Source organism: Capnocytophaga leadbetteri (assembly GCF_003054025.1).
Taxonomy (GTDB): domain Bacteria; phylum Bacteroidota; class Bacteroidia; order Flavobacteriales; family Flavobacteriaceae; genus Capnocytophaga; species Capnocytophaga leadbetteri.
Map to the genome: position 1 here is coordinate 96,271 of NZ_QBKG01000005.1, position 14,217 is coordinate 110,487.

Below are 14,217 nucleotides of genomic sequence, written 5' to 3' on the forward strand. Positions count from 1 at the left end.
TTAATAATGAAAGAGACAGACATCATCATCATAGGGGCAGGCCCCACAGGACTTTTTGCAGTTTTCGAGGCAGGATTGCTGCGCTTGAAGTGTCACCTTATTGACACCCTACCCCAAGTAGGCGGACAGCTGACAGAGCTGTACCCTAAAAAGCCTATTTTCGACATTCCTGGTTACCCCAGCGTAGGGGCTCTTGAGTTGGTAGACAACCTAATGGAGCAAATTAAGCAGTATCAGCCCGAATTTACCTTAGGCGAAACTGCTATGACCCTCACTAAGAATGATGATGGCACTTTCATTGTTACCACCGATGCTGGTACGCAAGTCAAAGGCAAGGCTGTAGCTATTGCTGGCGGATTAGGTACTTTCGAGCCTCGCAAGCCTGAGCTTGAAAATATAGCGCAATACGAGGGCAAAGGGGTTGCTTATTTTGTAAAGAATCCCGAAAGTTATGCAGGCAAACACGTAGTAATAGCAGGGGGTGGCGACTCAGCTCTCGATTGGAGTATCTATTTAGCCGAAAAAGTAAATACCGCCTCAGTTACCTTAGTGCATAGGCGCAATGAGTTTAGAGGGGCTTTAGATTCGGTAGAAAAGGTAAAAGCGCTAAAAGCTGCAGGCAAAATCAATCTCAAAACGCCTTACGAAGTGGTAGGGCTCGTAGGAGAAAACCAATTAGAAAAGGTAGTATTAGAGCAAGAGGGGGGCAATAAAGAGGAACTTATTGCCGATGCTTTTATTCCTCTTTTCGGGCTTACCCCTAAATTAGGCCCTATAGCTACTTGGGGGGTTGAGATAGAAAAGAATGCAGTAAAAGTGAATAATGCCTTAGATTATCAAACTTGCATAGAGGGGGTATATGCTATAGGCGACGTAAATACCTACCCTGGCAAGCTAAAACTCATACTTTGTGGCTTTCACGAAGCTACTCTAATGTGTCAAAGTGTCTATAACCGCATCTATCCCAACAAAAAGTATGTACTCAAATACACTACAGTAGTGGGTATTGATGGCTTCGACGGCACTCGCAAAGAGGCTGAAAAAGCGGTAATAAAATCAATTGATTAATTTTCTAAATTCAAAGAGACTACTAAAAATAAAAATAAAAATGAAGAGTATAAATGTACTATTAGCAAGTATCTTTTTAGCATTTTCTGCTTCGCTACAAGCACAAATAGACACCCTTAGCAGCAAAACACTGCTAATGAAAGGGAAAATAAAAAAAGTAGAAGACTTCTCTTTTTTATTAGAACCCGACCCTAAAGGCGAAAAGAAATTCGATGGTAAGAACTACAATGTTTTTCCCTATGCCGAAGAGTGGGGGCTTGAAAAAGACGCAACAAAATCTTCTAAAACTAATATAGCCTATATCTTCGATAATTCGGGCAAGAATTTAGAGATAATAACTTACAATGCTGAAGACCAGCCTTTTGGTGGAATGCGCTTTTTCTATGACAAAAACGGACGTATTAACAGAAGTCAATCAGTATTTACAACTGGTGATGGCGAGTTTACGGTAGACCGCAAATATTTTTACAATGAGAAAAATCAGTTGGTAAAAATAGACGAGTATGACGGCGATACTTGGCTCATTACTATCACCTATAAGTATGACGATTGGGGCAACTGTATAGAGAAAAACAAAGTGGCGAGTGTATCTGCTTTAGAAAAAGACATTCAGCGCTACGAAGAGAAAAACCTCATTTTAGAGAAGAAAATACGCCCCGAATACACCCGCGAAAAATCGTATACCTATAATAATATAAACAAAGTAGCTGCTACTGAAGATAAAGTATTAGAGAAAAACGTATTCTTAAAAACACAAAACGAATACGATAAAGAGGGACGACTTTCTAAAGCTACTTTCTTAAACGAAGCTAAACAAGAAACCGTTTGTACCTATAAATACAACAAAGCGGGGCAACTTATACAGAGCATTTGCACGGCTAATGACGACCCTAACTTCTATGTAGAAACAAATTATATGTTTAACAAGTCGGGCGAAACGCAAGTAGTAAAGACTCGTACCTCTGTCGCCTCAACCAAAGTATTCGACGAGCACAACCTACTAACAACCTATACTACTCCCGAATTCGATTATAAATACCGTTATTCATTCGACAATATGGGTAATTGGACGCAAGTGCTAATGTACGAAAACGGCAAACCTATCTGTGCACGTATCCGCAAAATAGAATATTTCAAATAATGAGTGATATACATCTAAAAATAACCGACAGAGAGGGGCTTCTATATGAAATAGAAGCCCCTACTGATATGAATATGACCTTAATGGAGGTAATGCGCGCCTACGAGATTGCCCAAGACGGCGAGATAGGCGTATGTGGGGGTATGGCTATGTGTGCCTCTTGTCAGTGCTATGTGCAGAATGAAGAGGCGGTAACGCTGCCCGAAATGGGGGAAGAAGAACAAGCTATGCTTTCTGAAGCTTTCCACGTAAAACCCAACAGCCGATTGGGTTGTCAAATACCTATAACTCCAGAACTCGATGGGCTCGAAGTGATATTAGCACCTTTCAGTTAAAAAAATATAGGATTTCATTTGCATTTCACATTTTAATTCTATACTTTTGCGTCTGTTTAATGTTAATTCACCAAATGATGTTAAAAAGAAATCTATTCTTATGGCTATTCGCATTAGCCGTATCGTTCGGTGCTCAGGCTCAAAATTATGAGTGGAAAGAAGCACAAAGTGGTGGTTACAAATACAAATATGTAACCCACGACCCTACTAATTCAAGGTTCTACACCTTGAAAAACGGACTGACCGTCATTCTCAGTCCTACGAATAAAGAACCGCGCATACAGTGCTACGTAGCTGTAAAAGCAGGTAGCAAAACCGACCCTTCTACTAATACAGGGTTAGCGCACTACTTAGAGCACTTGCTCTTTAAGGGTACTGACAAGTATGGTTCATTAGACTGGGAAAAAGAGAAAGTACAGTTAGATAAAATTGATGCGTTGTACGAAGAGTACAATCACACCAAAGATGCTGAAAAGCGCAAAGCTATCTACAAAAAAATCGACTCTGTATCAGGGGTAGCTAGCAAATACGCTATCGCTAATGAGTACGACAAGATGATGACTGCTATGGGCGCACAGGGTACTAATGCTTTTACCTCGTTTGAAAAAACAGTGTATACTGACGATGTGCCTGCCAATGCCTTAAACAAATACATCACCGTGCAAGCAGAGCGTTTCCGCAATCCTGTATTGCGTATTTTCCACACCGAGCTCGAAGCCGTGTACGAAGAGAAAAACCGTTCATTAGACAGCGATAACAGCGAGGTATTCGAAACTCTTTTTGCTTCATTGTTTAAAAAGCACAACTATGGTTTACAAACTACTATTGGTACAGTAGAACACCTCAAAAACCCTTCGCTTAAGGAAATTCGCAAATACTTCCACACCTATTACGTGCCTAACAATATGGCAGTAGTACTTTCAGGAGATTTTAATCCAGACGAAGCAATTGCTGAAATTGATAAGGCTTTCAGTTATATGACACCAAAAGCTGTACCTCAGTACACTTTCGAGAAAGAAGAGCCTATCACTGCTCCTATTATCAAAAAAGTAGTAGGCCCAGATGCTGAAAGCGTTTCTATAGCTTTCCGCTTACCAGGCAATCAAGATAAAGAAGCGCTATTAGCTGATTTAGTGGGTGAAATCCTTACCAATGGCAAAGCGGGTCTTATAGACTTAAATCTTGTAAAGAAACAGAAACTACTTGGGGCAAGCGCTTTTGCTTATACTCTTATAGACTATGGCGTACTATACCTATCAGGACGCCCTTTACAAGGTCAGTCATTAGAACAAGTGAAAGACCTAATGCTCGGACAGATAGAAGACCTTAAGAAAGGAAACTTTGATGATGACCTTATCCCTTCTATCATCAACAATATGAAAAAGTACGTTATACAAAGTACCGAATCTTATGCTAGCCGTGCTAATATGCTAATGGATGCTTTCACCGACAATCTCGATTGGAAAGACCGTGTAGCTTATGTAAACGACCTTTCTAAGATAACTAAGGCCGACATCGTAGCTTTTGCTAACAAATACTTAGGCAATAACTATGTAGCTGTCTATAAAGAAAAAGGGCAACGCACCAATGTAGAGAAGATAGAAAAACCTGCTATTACACCTGTTGAAACCAATGCTGACAAACAATCTGCTTTTGTGAAAATGGTGAACGAAATGCCAAGTACCCCAGTAAAACCTGTATTCTTAGACTACAGCAAAGACCTACAAAAAGGTAAATTAGGCAAAGCAGAAGTACTATACGTACAAAACAAAGACAATGAGCTATACCGCTTAAGTTTCCGTTATAAAATAGGTACCCTAAACGATTTGAAATTAGCCATAGCTTCTAATTATAGTCAATTCTTAGGTACTGATAAAATGTCAGCAGAGCAACTCAGCAAAGAGTTATACAAGATAGCCTCTAGTTTTAATATCTCAGCCAGTGGAGAGTATACTACTGTCAATATCGAAGGACTTCAAGAGAACTTCGAGGCTGCAGTAAAACTTTACGAAGACTTTATCGCTAATATAAAAGTAGATGAAGAAGCGTTGAAAGCGTTAAAAACACGTGTAGCTAAAACACGTATAGACTCTAAAGCCAACAGAGGGGCTATTATGCAAGCCTTAACAAACTATGCTTTGTACGGAGCTAAAAACCCTTATAACTACACTTTTTCTGATGCCGAAATCGAAGCTATTACAGGAAAAGAGTTGGTTGAGAAACTTAAAAAGCTAAACAATGTAGAGCAAACTGTTATCTATTATGGTCCTTTAAGTCTAAATCAGCTTACTGCTAAGCTAAAACCACTACATAAGGTGCCTGCTAAGTTTGCTCAAGTAGCTCCTAAAAAAGAGTTTAAACAAGTAGAGCAAACTAAGAATCAAGTATTCTTTGCTGATTATGAAATGGTACAAGCTGAAACCCGTTGGATTCGCAATACCGTTCCTTATAACCCTGCTGAAAGCACTGTTATTAAAGCCTTTAATAACTATTTTGGGGGCGGAATGGGCTCTTTAGTATTCCAAACTATACGCGAAAGTAAAGCCTTAGCTTACAGCACTTATGGCTATTACGCAACTCCTAGTAAGAAAACTGATAAGTACTATACACTTGCTTATGTAGGTTCTCAAGCCGACAAGTTTAAAGAAGCCGTTGAAGCTATGAATGAACTGCTCAACACTATGCCTGAGTTACCTGCGAACTTAGAATTAGCTAAACAGCAAATCAAGCAAGAAATAGAAACAGAGCGTATCACACAAGATGGTATCATCTATTACTATTTACACGACCAACGTATGGGCTTAAAAGACGACATACGCAAACAGATATACCAAAATATAGATAATATCACAATGAAAGACATAAAGGCTTTCCACGATAAATATCTATCAAATAAACCATATACGTATGTAATATTAGCTTCAGAAAAGAAACTTTCTGAAGATGAGCTTAAGAAAATTGGTGACTTCAAAAAACTTAGCTTAAAAGAGCTATTTGGATACTAAATCATAAGCAAATAACACTTAAAGAGAGGTCGCCTCAGATTGTTCTGAGGCGACCTCTCTTAGTTTTAATACCATTGATAATATAGTTGGTAATTAGTATTTTTTTACTATCTTTGCGGCGGTTTTTATCAATTATCAATAATAATCGATAGTTAAATATAAATTGTAATGAAAAAATCTTTTTTAGATTATACAATTATCAGCCTGAAAGGAATAGCTATGGGGGCAGCAGATGTAGTGCCAGGGGTATCAGGGGGTACTATCGCCTTTATATCGGGCATCTATGAAGAGTTAGTAGACTCTATCAGTCGTATCAATTTAAAAGCCTTTAAAATGCTATTTAGCGAAGGTATAGTAGCTTTCTGGCGACATATCAATGGCAACTTTTTCGTATCCTTATTATTGGGGATAGGTATCAGTATCTTATCGTTAGCTAAGCTCATCAAATGGCTGTTAGAGCAGTACCCCATAATGGTATGGGCATTTTTCTTCGGACTGATGATTGCTAGTGTATTCTTCTTAGTTAAAGAAATAAAGCGCTGGAATCTGGCTGCTATACTAACGATGCTCCTTTCAGGGGTGGCAGCCTATATCATCACTGTTATTCCTCCTTTAGTAAGCAGCAGCGACCAGAGTTTGCTATTTTTGTTTTTGTGTGGGGCTATCGCTATCTGCGCGATGATACTCCCCGGCATTTCCGGAGCTTTTATATTAGTACTTTTAGGCGCCTATCATACTATATTAGACGCTTTAAGCAGTTGGAAACTAAAAGTGATTTTTACCTTTGCTTTAGGGGCTATCACCGGTATTCTAACTTTTTCTAGAGCCCTCAAATGGCTTTTTGCCACCTACAGAAACCTCACTTTTGCAGGGCTTACAGGCTTTATCATAGGGTCGCTAAACAAAGTATGGCCTTGGAAACAAACCCTAAGAGTAGACCCTAGTAACGGCAGTGTAATATGGGAAAAAAGCATAAGTCCTTGTCAATTCGAAGAGATAACCAATACTAACCCTCAAATATTAACTTCTATAGGTTTGGCTATAGCAGGATTCCTCGTTATCTACGGAATCGAAAAATGGGCAAACCGTATAAAACACTAATAAATGTCGTCATTAGAAAGAGGAAACAAGAAACTACTGAATGCGTGGGCGTTTTACGACTGGGCAAACTCAGTGTATTCACTAACCATTGTTTCAACTATATTCCCTATTTTTTACGGGTTATTGTTTAAAACGGCGCAACTAACCCATATTTCGCTTTTTGGTATCTTATTCAAAAGCACTTCTGTAATTGCTTTTGTTACCGCTTTAGCCTTTTTATTAGTAGTACTCCTCTCCCCTATTCTGAGTGGTATAGCCGATTTTTTGGGCAATAAAAAGAGTTTTATGCGCTTTTTTTGCTACTTAGGGGCAATTTCGTGTATCGGGCTCTATTGGTTTTCGTTAGAGCATATCTACTTTGGGCTGATTTGCTACTTTTGCGGAGTAGTAGGTTTCTGGGGAAGTATCGTGTTCTACAACTCTTATTTGCCTGATATTGCCCTACCAGAGCAGTATGATGCGGTCAGTGCCAAAGGTTATAGTTTAGGCTATGCTGGCAGCGTATTACTACTGATTTTGAACCTTATAATGGTAATGAAACCCGAATGGATAGGCTTTGAAAACACTGATACTACTACTGCACTAACCACTATGCGCATTTCATTTATCACTGTAGGAATTTGGTGGATAGGGTTCAGTAGCATTCCTTTCAGATACCTACCTAACTATCATAGTGGCAGAGGAAAGCTGACAAAAAATATCTTTTTCAACGGTTTTAAAGAACTCCGAAAAGTATGGCAAAGCCTAAAGGCGACCCCTTCGCTAAAATGGTATCTTATTGCTTTTTTCGTATACAGTATGGGGGTACAAACCGTAATGCTTATTGCTACCTATTTCGGAGAGCAAGAAATACAATGGGGTAGTAGAAATGAGAGTACTATAGGGCTGATAGTCAGTGTGCTTATCATTCAATTAGTAGCTATCATAGGGGCGCGTTTAACAGTGATAGCTGTACAAAAATTTGGCAACATTAGAGTACTGATTGGGCTAAATGCTATTTGGGTAAGCATTTGCCTATTGTCATACTTTGTGTTTAAACCCGTACAGTTTTACGCCTTAGCTACCTTAGTAGGGATGGTAATGGGCGGCATACAGAGTCTTTCGCGCTCTACTTATTCAGCTTATCTACCAGATACTAAAGACACTACCTCTTTTTTCAGCTTCTATGATGTAACCGAAAAATTAGGCATCGTAATCGGAATGGGTATCTATGGTATTATAGACCAACTGACGAATAATATGCGAAACGCCACTATTTCGTTAGTTATTTTCTTTGCATTAGGAATGCTTCTCCTCTTCAAAGTAAAAAGTAAAAAATAAATCAGAGGAAAAAATATATAATTTGATATTGAAATGTTAAAATTCAGGTTTTTTCTTGAGAAATACGGATTTGCCGTATCCTCTCGGTTAGCAGAGAAATTAGGGATGCGGGCAAAAGATGTACGAATAGCCTTTATCTACGGCACTTTTGCTACATTGGGGGCGTGGTTTGGTGTTTATTTATTATTAGCTTCTTTGCTGAAAATCAAAGACTTATTATACACTAAAAGAACTTCTGTTTTTGATTTATAAAAAAATTAATAGGGGTATAGCATTGTTATACCCATTATTTTTTGTATCTTTGCCTCTTAAAAATAACAACTATTATGATAGATCCTAATAAACTGTCGGTTGGCATATTGCTCCCTATAGAATCATATGAAGGAGCTATTCCTAAAATGGAAAATCAAACACAGCTCATACAGCGTGCAGAAGCCTTAGGTTTTGATACGGTATGGGTGCGCGATATTCCGCTAAACAATCCAGATTTTAAAGAAGTAGGGCAAATATTTGACCCTTGGATATACTTATCGCATATAGCATCGCTCACCAAAAGCATCAAGTTTGGTATTGCAAGTGTTATTTTGCCACTGCGCCACCCTTTGCACGTAGCTAAAGCCTCTGCAAGCCTCGATGTACTTTTCCCTAACCGTTTTGTGATGGGGGTAGCCTCTGGAGACCGTCCAGTAGAATACCCTGCATTCAACAAACCTTTTGAGTTAAGAAGTGCTCGTGTATCAGAACATATGCGTATGCTTAGAGAGTTGTGGAGCAAAGATTTTCCTACTTATAACAACGATTACGGTACCCTAATGGCTAATGTAGGCGATGTAGTACCTAAGCCCGTACACAAAAATATACCAATGTATGTTACAGGGCACGTTGGAGGGGTAAACCTCGATTGGATTGCCAAAAACTCTGACGGATGGATTTACTATCCTCGCGACTTCGCTTTCACAAAAAAAATAGTACAAGATTGGGAAGAGGCGCTACAAAAAGAAGGACAACCTAAAAAACCTTATATACAGCCTGTGTATATAGATCTAATGGAAGATCCTAATTTCGAACCCCAAAAGATAGATTTAGGCTTCCGCTTAGGGCGTACTTACCTAATAGATATGTTCCAAGAACTCGAAAAAATAGGGGTGAACCACACTATGCTAGTGTTCAAGTATTGTTCACGCCCAGCAGGAGAAGTACTCGAAGAGATAGGAAAAGACATTTTGCCACAACTTAAATAACAGCTTATTATGACCATTACTCAATTTCAATATGTTTTGGCAGTTGCCAAATACAAGAACTTTACTACTGCTGCCGAAAACAGTTATGTAACACAACCAACCTTAAGTATGCAAATACAGAAGTTGGAAGAAGAATTGGGGGTCACCATTTTTGACAGAAGCAAAAAACCACTACAGATAACAGAAATAGGAGAGCAAATCATTAAGCAGGCGCAGACAATAGTAAACGAGTCTGAACGAATGAATGATATTGTTGCTCAGCAGAAAGGATATATTGGGGGCGAGTTTAGAGTAGGGATAATTCCTACTGTATCGCCTACCCTATTACCAATGTTTTTAAACAACTTTATAAATAAATATCCTAAGGTATGTTTAAAAATTGAAGAACAAACTACTGAAAATATCTTGAAGAAAATAGGCGATGGCACTTATGATGCGGGCATACTCGCTACTCCTTTAGCCAATCCTTCTATCATAGAGCGCCCGCTGTACTACGAGCCTTTTGTAGCTTATATACCTGTAAATCACAGGCTCCAAAACTCTAAAACCATCTATACTGGCGATTTAGATGTCAATGATATTTTAATGTTAGAAGACGGGCATTGCTTCAAAGATAGTGTGCTAAACATCTGTAACCAAGATGTGATTGAATCGCGAAAACATTTTCAGCTAAAAAGTGGTAGTTTTGAGACGTTAGTACGCTTAGCCAACGAAGGTTTAGGTATGACACTACTCCCCTATCTGCATTCGTTAGAACTCAAAGAAAAAGAAAAAGAATGTATTCATTATTTTGAAGAACCTTATCCTGCGAGAGAGATAAGTTTGGTATATCATAAAAATGAACTTAAAATGCAAATAATCAAATCATTGCATAGTACTATTTCAGGAGTTATCAGAGGAGCTATTGCTTTCCAAAATGTAAAAATTATCAGTCCTACGCGAGAAAGGCACAAGATTTGATAGTATAGAGAAATCAAAAAGAAAAATTTAATTATTGTTTTTAAAATAAGTATTATAATGAAAAATATATCAGTAGCCTTATTTTTACTATTTATTTCATTTGCTTCTTGTAGTTTCACAAGCAAGAAGTTCGATAATCCTGACAAGGATAAAGATAGAGTACTGCTTGAAATAGTAGAGCACGTAATGATTAATGCGCATTTTAGTCCTGTAGATATGGATGATGCTTTCTCTAAGAAAGTATTTGAGAGCTATATAAAAAGTTTAGACGGACAAAAGCGCTATTTTTTGCAGTCAGATATCAATGAATTCAAAAAATATGAAACTCTTTTAGATGATAATCTTAAAAAGGGTGATATTAGTTTTTTCAACTTATCATACGAGCGACTCAAACAGCGTATGAAAGAAGCTGAAGAGATAAATAAAACTATCTTTGCAAAGCCTATCGACTTTAACTCAAATGATAAAATCAATACAGATTATGAGCATTTGCCTTTTGTGAAAAATAAAGCTGAACTACAGCAGCGTTGGAAGCAAATTATCATTTTTTCAACTCTTTCTACTTACTTAACCAAACAAAAAGAAGAGGCTTCTAAAAAGGAAAAAGACGCTAAATATCAATCTAAAGGAGATGATGTCCTCAAAAAAGAATCAGTAGAAGCTACACAAAAAACTCTTTCGGATATGTTTGGTATCTATAACGAGCTAACACGCGAAGAATGGTTTAGTCTTTTTGTAAACGCTATCACTGAAACTTTTGACCCTCACTCTAACTATATGGCTCCTGATGTAAAAGAAGGATTTGACCGAGATATGTCGGGTAAATTTGAAGGAATAGGAGCTCAATTACAAAAGAAGACGGATGGTATCAGCATCACTGACGTAATTTTAGGTGGCCCTGTATGGAAAGGAAAACTTTTAGAAGTAGGCGATATGATACTAAAAGTAGGACAAGGGACTCAAGAACCTGTAGATGTAGTAGGTATGCGCTTAGATGACGCTGTAAAACTCATAAAAGGTCCTAAAGGCACTGAAGTACGCCTAACTGTTAAACGTGTAGACGGTACTATAGAAGTAGTACCTATCATCAGAGATGTGGTAGAAATTGAAGAAACTTATGCTAAATCGGCAGTAATACTCTCTAACGGAAAACGTTACGGGCTTATCTACCTACCTAAATTTTACATTAACTTTGAAGATACTAACCAGCGCAATGCTGCTACCGATGTAGCCCTCGAGATTGAAAAATTAAAGAAAGAAAACATTGATGGGCTTATCGTCGACCTTAGAAGTAACGGAGGGGGCTCACTAAAAACAGTTGTAGATATAGGAGGATTTTTCATTCCAAAAGGGCCTATCGTACAAGTAAAATCGTCAAGAGGTAGCAGAGATGTCCTTTCAGACAACGATCCTAAGACTCAGTGGGATGGCTCTCTTGTCATCCTTACTAATGAGCTATCTGCCTCAGCTTCAGAGATATTAGCGGCTGCTATGCAAGACTACAAACGCGCTATTATTATAGGAGGTAAGCAAACTTTTGGTAAAGGTACTGTACAAAGTTTCGTAGATCTAAACGGATTCTTACGCCAAAATGACTACGGCGACCTTGGTGCCCTCAAAATAACTATTCAGAAGTTTTACCGTATCAACGGAGGGTCTACACAGCTAAAAGGAGTAGAAAGCGATATTGTAGTACCTGACAAATACAAATATATAGATATAGGCGAGCGAGATATGCCTAACGCTATGTCTTGGGATAAGATTGAGCCTGCTAAATATACTCCTTGGAGTAACAATGCTAATTTTGACAAGGCAATTGCTAATAGTCAGAAACGTATTAGTGAAAATCAATATTTAAAATTGATTGATGAAAATGCCCAATGGATTAAGCAACAGCAAAAAGATAATATATTCCCTCTCAACTATGAAGCTTATAAAAGTTTGATAGACAAGAATGAAGAGCAAGCTAAGAAGTTTAAAGCCATAGCTGATTATAAATCAGAGCTTAAGTTTGCTTCTACAGCCTCTGATGAAGCTAAAGTGAAAGGTAATGAAGACCTTAAACTACGCCGCGATCGTTGGCATGAAAACTTACAAAAAGACGTTTATATAGACGAAGCTGTGAAAGTACTTGAAGACTTAAACAAATAGTCAGTATAAATCAGAAAGAGAAAAACTTTGCTAAGGAAAAAATATCTTTAGCAAAGTTTTTTCTTTTGGTATGTGCTAAAAAAGTTGTATCTTTGCCACATCAATCTTTATAATTATTGATTTTTCACTTGAAAAGAATACTCTTCATATTATCTATATTTTGCTGTTTAAGTTCTCTATTTGCTCAAAGTGACAGCCTCTCTCAACAGGATATAAAGCGAGAATTAGAAGCTATTAAACTTATTCGATTAAAAGATTCTATAAAGATAGCCATCTTAATGAATGAAATTAAGGAGTTGGTGCATACTACTACCCAATTACCTACCCCTACAAATACATCTGATTCTTTGGCTACTATCGAAAAGAAGCAAGAAATAGAAAGCCTACGCGAGAAGATACGAGGAAAGCCTATTGTTTTTCAGAAAGATACATTATTTTATCTATATACTTCATACAGCCCTTATGATATTGATACGCGAGTGAAATATATAGAAGATAAAATACAAACCTTGTATGACGATCCTTTTTTCACCCCTGACTCAATTCAATTGAAGCCTTTAGGAGAGTACTTAAATATAATGTATAAGAAAAATAGTATTGCTGGCATTACAATGATAGATGCTATGTGGGAGAATACTACTCAAGAAGATTTAGCTTCACGATATGCTAATGCAATTAAAAGTACTATTGTAAAATATAAAGAGCAAAACAGCCTCAAAAGTGTAATGATTCGTTTAGGAGAATTATTGCTTGTACTCCTCATTGCTTTTGTATTAGTATGGGGTATCAACCGATTATTTGAGTTCTTAAGAAAAGTAGCTATCAACTCCGAACACCGCTTCTTAACAGGTATCCGTATCAATAATTACGAGCTTATTAAGAAAAGAAAGATGGTAAAGGCACTACTCAAGCTCCTTGCTGTACTGCGAGTGGTTATTTTGCTTTTTTTATTCATCACTATTATACGTCTGATTTTTGACATTTTCCCTTCTACCCAATATTTATCAAAAATTATTATCAAGTGGATTAGTGAGCCTATAAGAGATATAGGTGTAGCTATTATCAATTATTTGCCGCACTTATTCAATATTATAATTATCATTATTATCACCCGTTATTTACTCAAAGGGCTTCGTTTTTTTGCCTTAGAAATTGAGCGTGGTATCCTAAAAATAAAAGGCTTTCACCCCGAATGGGCTCGTACCACTTATAGTCTTATACGCATAATGTTATGGGTTTTAGCTTTAGTAATTATATTTCCTCACTTACCAGGCTCTGACAGCGATGCTTTTAAAGGAATATCAGTATTCTTTGGGGTGCTTATTTCATTAGGTTCTTCCTCTTCTATTTCTAATGCCATAGCAGGTGTTGTCATTAGCTATATGCGTCCTTTTCAGGTAGGTGATTGGATAAAATCAGGAGAGATTATAGGAGTAGTAATCGAAAAAAACGCTTTAGTAACACGCCTTAAGACTATCAATAATGAAGATGTAACCATACCTAATTCGGCTATACTTAGTGGGGCTACTATGAACTTTTCTTCTATAGGCAAACAATGTGGTTTAGCTTTAAATGTTAGAGTAAAAGTGCGCTATGATTATCCTGATAATCTAGTAGAAGAACTACTCATTGAGTCAGCTCTGATAACTAATGGTATCTCTCCTACCCCTCATCCATACGTATTTCAGTTATCACTTGATGAACTTAATGCTTCTTACGAACTTAACGCTTACACTTTTATCCCAGAGAATATGTATTTCATCAAATCTGATTTAGTAAAAAACATTCAAAATACTTTCAAACAAGCAAATATAGAGATATTTTCTACTCAGTATATTGATATTCGAGAATTTAAAAAAGAAGAAAAAGCAAATAGCAAAGAGAATAAAAGATAG

Annotated in this window: 11 protein-coding genes; all 11 read left to right on the forward strand. The window is 37.4% G+C overall.

All coding sequences use genetic code 11. The features are described 5' to 3' along the window. Window positions 1-6: 6 nt before the first annotated feature. Window positions 7-1,068: an NAD(P)/FAD-dependent oxidoreductase gene (locus tag C8P65_RS06235; protein WP_107782067.1), complete on the forward strand. Its 1,062-nt coding sequence runs from the start codon at window positions 7-9 to the stop codon at window positions 1,066-1,068. A gap of 40 nt (window positions 1,069-1,108) precedes the next feature. Beyond that, window positions 1,109-2,209: a sugar-binding protein gene (locus tag C8P65_RS06240; protein ID WP_107782068.1), complete on the forward strand. Its 1,101-nt coding sequence runs from the start codon at window positions 1,109-1,111 to the stop codon at window positions 2,207-2,209. Next, a complete protein-coding gene (locus C8P65_RS06245) occupies window positions 2,209-2,544 on the forward strand; it encodes a 2Fe-2S iron-sulfur cluster-binding family protein (protein WP_107782069.1) in 336 nt (111 codons plus the stop codon). Before C8P65_RS06240 ends, C8P65_RS06245 begins: the two co-directional genes overlap by 1 nt. Window positions 2,545-2,621: 77 nt before the next feature. Next, complete coding sequence (locus C8P65_RS06250; RefSeq protein WP_107782070.1) at window positions 2,622-5,549, forward strand: M16 family metallopeptidase; 2,928 nt, start codon at window positions 2,622-2,624, stop codon at window positions 5,547-5,549. Window positions 5,550-5,717: 168 nt separating this feature from the next. Then, a complete protein-coding gene (locus C8P65_RS06255) occupies window positions 5,718-6,650 on the forward strand; it encodes a DUF368 domain-containing protein (protein WP_107782071.1) in 933 nt (310 codons plus the stop codon). Window positions 6,651-6,653: 3 nt separating this feature from the next. Further along, the gene (locus C8P65_RS06260) at window positions 6,654-7,970 is read left to right on the forward strand and encodes an MFS transporter (RefSeq protein ID WP_107782072.1); all 1,317 of its coding nucleotides are present in this window, start codon (window positions 6,654-6,656) and stop codon (window positions 7,968-7,970) included. Window positions 7,971-8,003: 33 nt separating this feature from the next. Continuing rightward, a complete protein-coding gene (locus tag C8P65_RS06265) occupies window positions 8,004-8,222 on the forward strand; it encodes a hypothetical protein (RefSeq protein ID WP_009388966.1) in 219 nt (72 codons plus the stop codon). 74 nt (window positions 8,223-8,296) lie between these two features. Beyond that, entirely contained in the window at window positions 8,297-9,211 is a 915-nt protein-coding gene (locus tag C8P65_RS06270; RefSeq protein ID WP_009388965.1) for an LLM class oxidoreductase, read from the forward strand. Between the two features lie 9 nt (window positions 9,212-9,220). Further along, a complete protein-coding gene (locus C8P65_RS06275) occupies window positions 9,221-10,171 on the forward strand; it encodes a hydrogen peroxide-inducible genes activator (protein ID WP_009388964.1) in 951 nt (316 codons plus the stop codon). Between the two features lie 57 nt (window positions 10,172-10,228). Continuing rightward, the gene (locus C8P65_RS06280) at window positions 10,229-12,322 is read left to right on the forward strand and encodes a carboxy terminal-processing peptidase (RefSeq protein ID WP_107782073.1); all 2,094 of its coding nucleotides are present in this window, start codon (window positions 10,229-10,231) and stop codon (window positions 12,320-12,322) included. A gap of 278 nt (window positions 12,323-12,600) precedes the next feature. After that, window positions 12,601-14,217, forward strand: a complete 1,617-nt coding sequence (locus tag C8P65_RS06285; RefSeq protein WP_245887352.1) for a mechanosensitive ion channel family protein — start codon at window positions 12,601-12,603, stop codon at window positions 14,215-14,217.

What these genes read in the sequence shown, in the direction of transcription:
- C8P65_RS06235 (WP_107782067.1), top strand. Translation starts at nt 7, where the DNA reads ATGAAAGAGACAGACATCATCATCATAGGGGCAGGCCCCACAGGACTT.
- C8P65_RS06255 (WP_107782071.1), top strand. Translation starts at nt 5,718, where the DNA reads ATGAAAAAATCTTTTTTAGATTATACAATTATCAGCCTGAAAGGAATA.
- C8P65_RS06250 (WP_107782070.1), top strand. Translation starts at nt 2,622, where the DNA reads ATGTTAAAAAGAAATCTATTCTTATGGCTATTCGCATTAGCCGTATCG.
- C8P65_RS06280 (WP_107782073.1), top strand. Translation starts at nt 10,229, where the DNA reads ATGAAAAATATATCAGTAGCCTTATTTTTACTATTTATTTCATTTGCT.
- C8P65_RS06265 (WP_009388966.1), top strand. Translation starts at nt 8,004, where the DNA reads ATGTTAAAATTCAGGTTTTTTCTTGAGAAATACGGATTTGCCGTATCC.
- C8P65_RS06275 (WP_009388964.1), top strand. Translation starts at nt 9,221, where the DNA reads ATGACCATTACTCAATTTCAATATGTTTTGGCAGTTGCCAAATACAAG.
- C8P65_RS06240 (WP_107782068.1), top strand. Translation starts at nt 1,109, where the DNA reads ATGAAGAGTATAAATGTACTATTAGCAAGTATCTTTTTAGCATTTTCT.
- C8P65_RS06270 (WP_009388965.1), top strand. Translation starts at nt 8,297, where the DNA reads ATGATAGATCCTAATAAACTGTCGGTTGGCATATTGCTCCCTATAGAA.
- C8P65_RS06245 (WP_107782069.1), top strand. Translation starts at nt 2,209, where the DNA reads ATGAGTGATATACATCTAAAAATAACCGACAGAGAGGGGCTTCTATAT.
- C8P65_RS06260 (WP_107782072.1), top strand. Translation starts at nt 6,654, where the DNA reads ATGTCGTCATTAGAAAGAGGAAACAAGAAACTACTGAATGCGTGGGCG.
- C8P65_RS06285 (WP_245887352.1), top strand. Translation starts at nt 12,601, where the DNA reads ATGAATGAAATTAAGGAGTTGGTGCATACTACTACCCAATTACCTACC.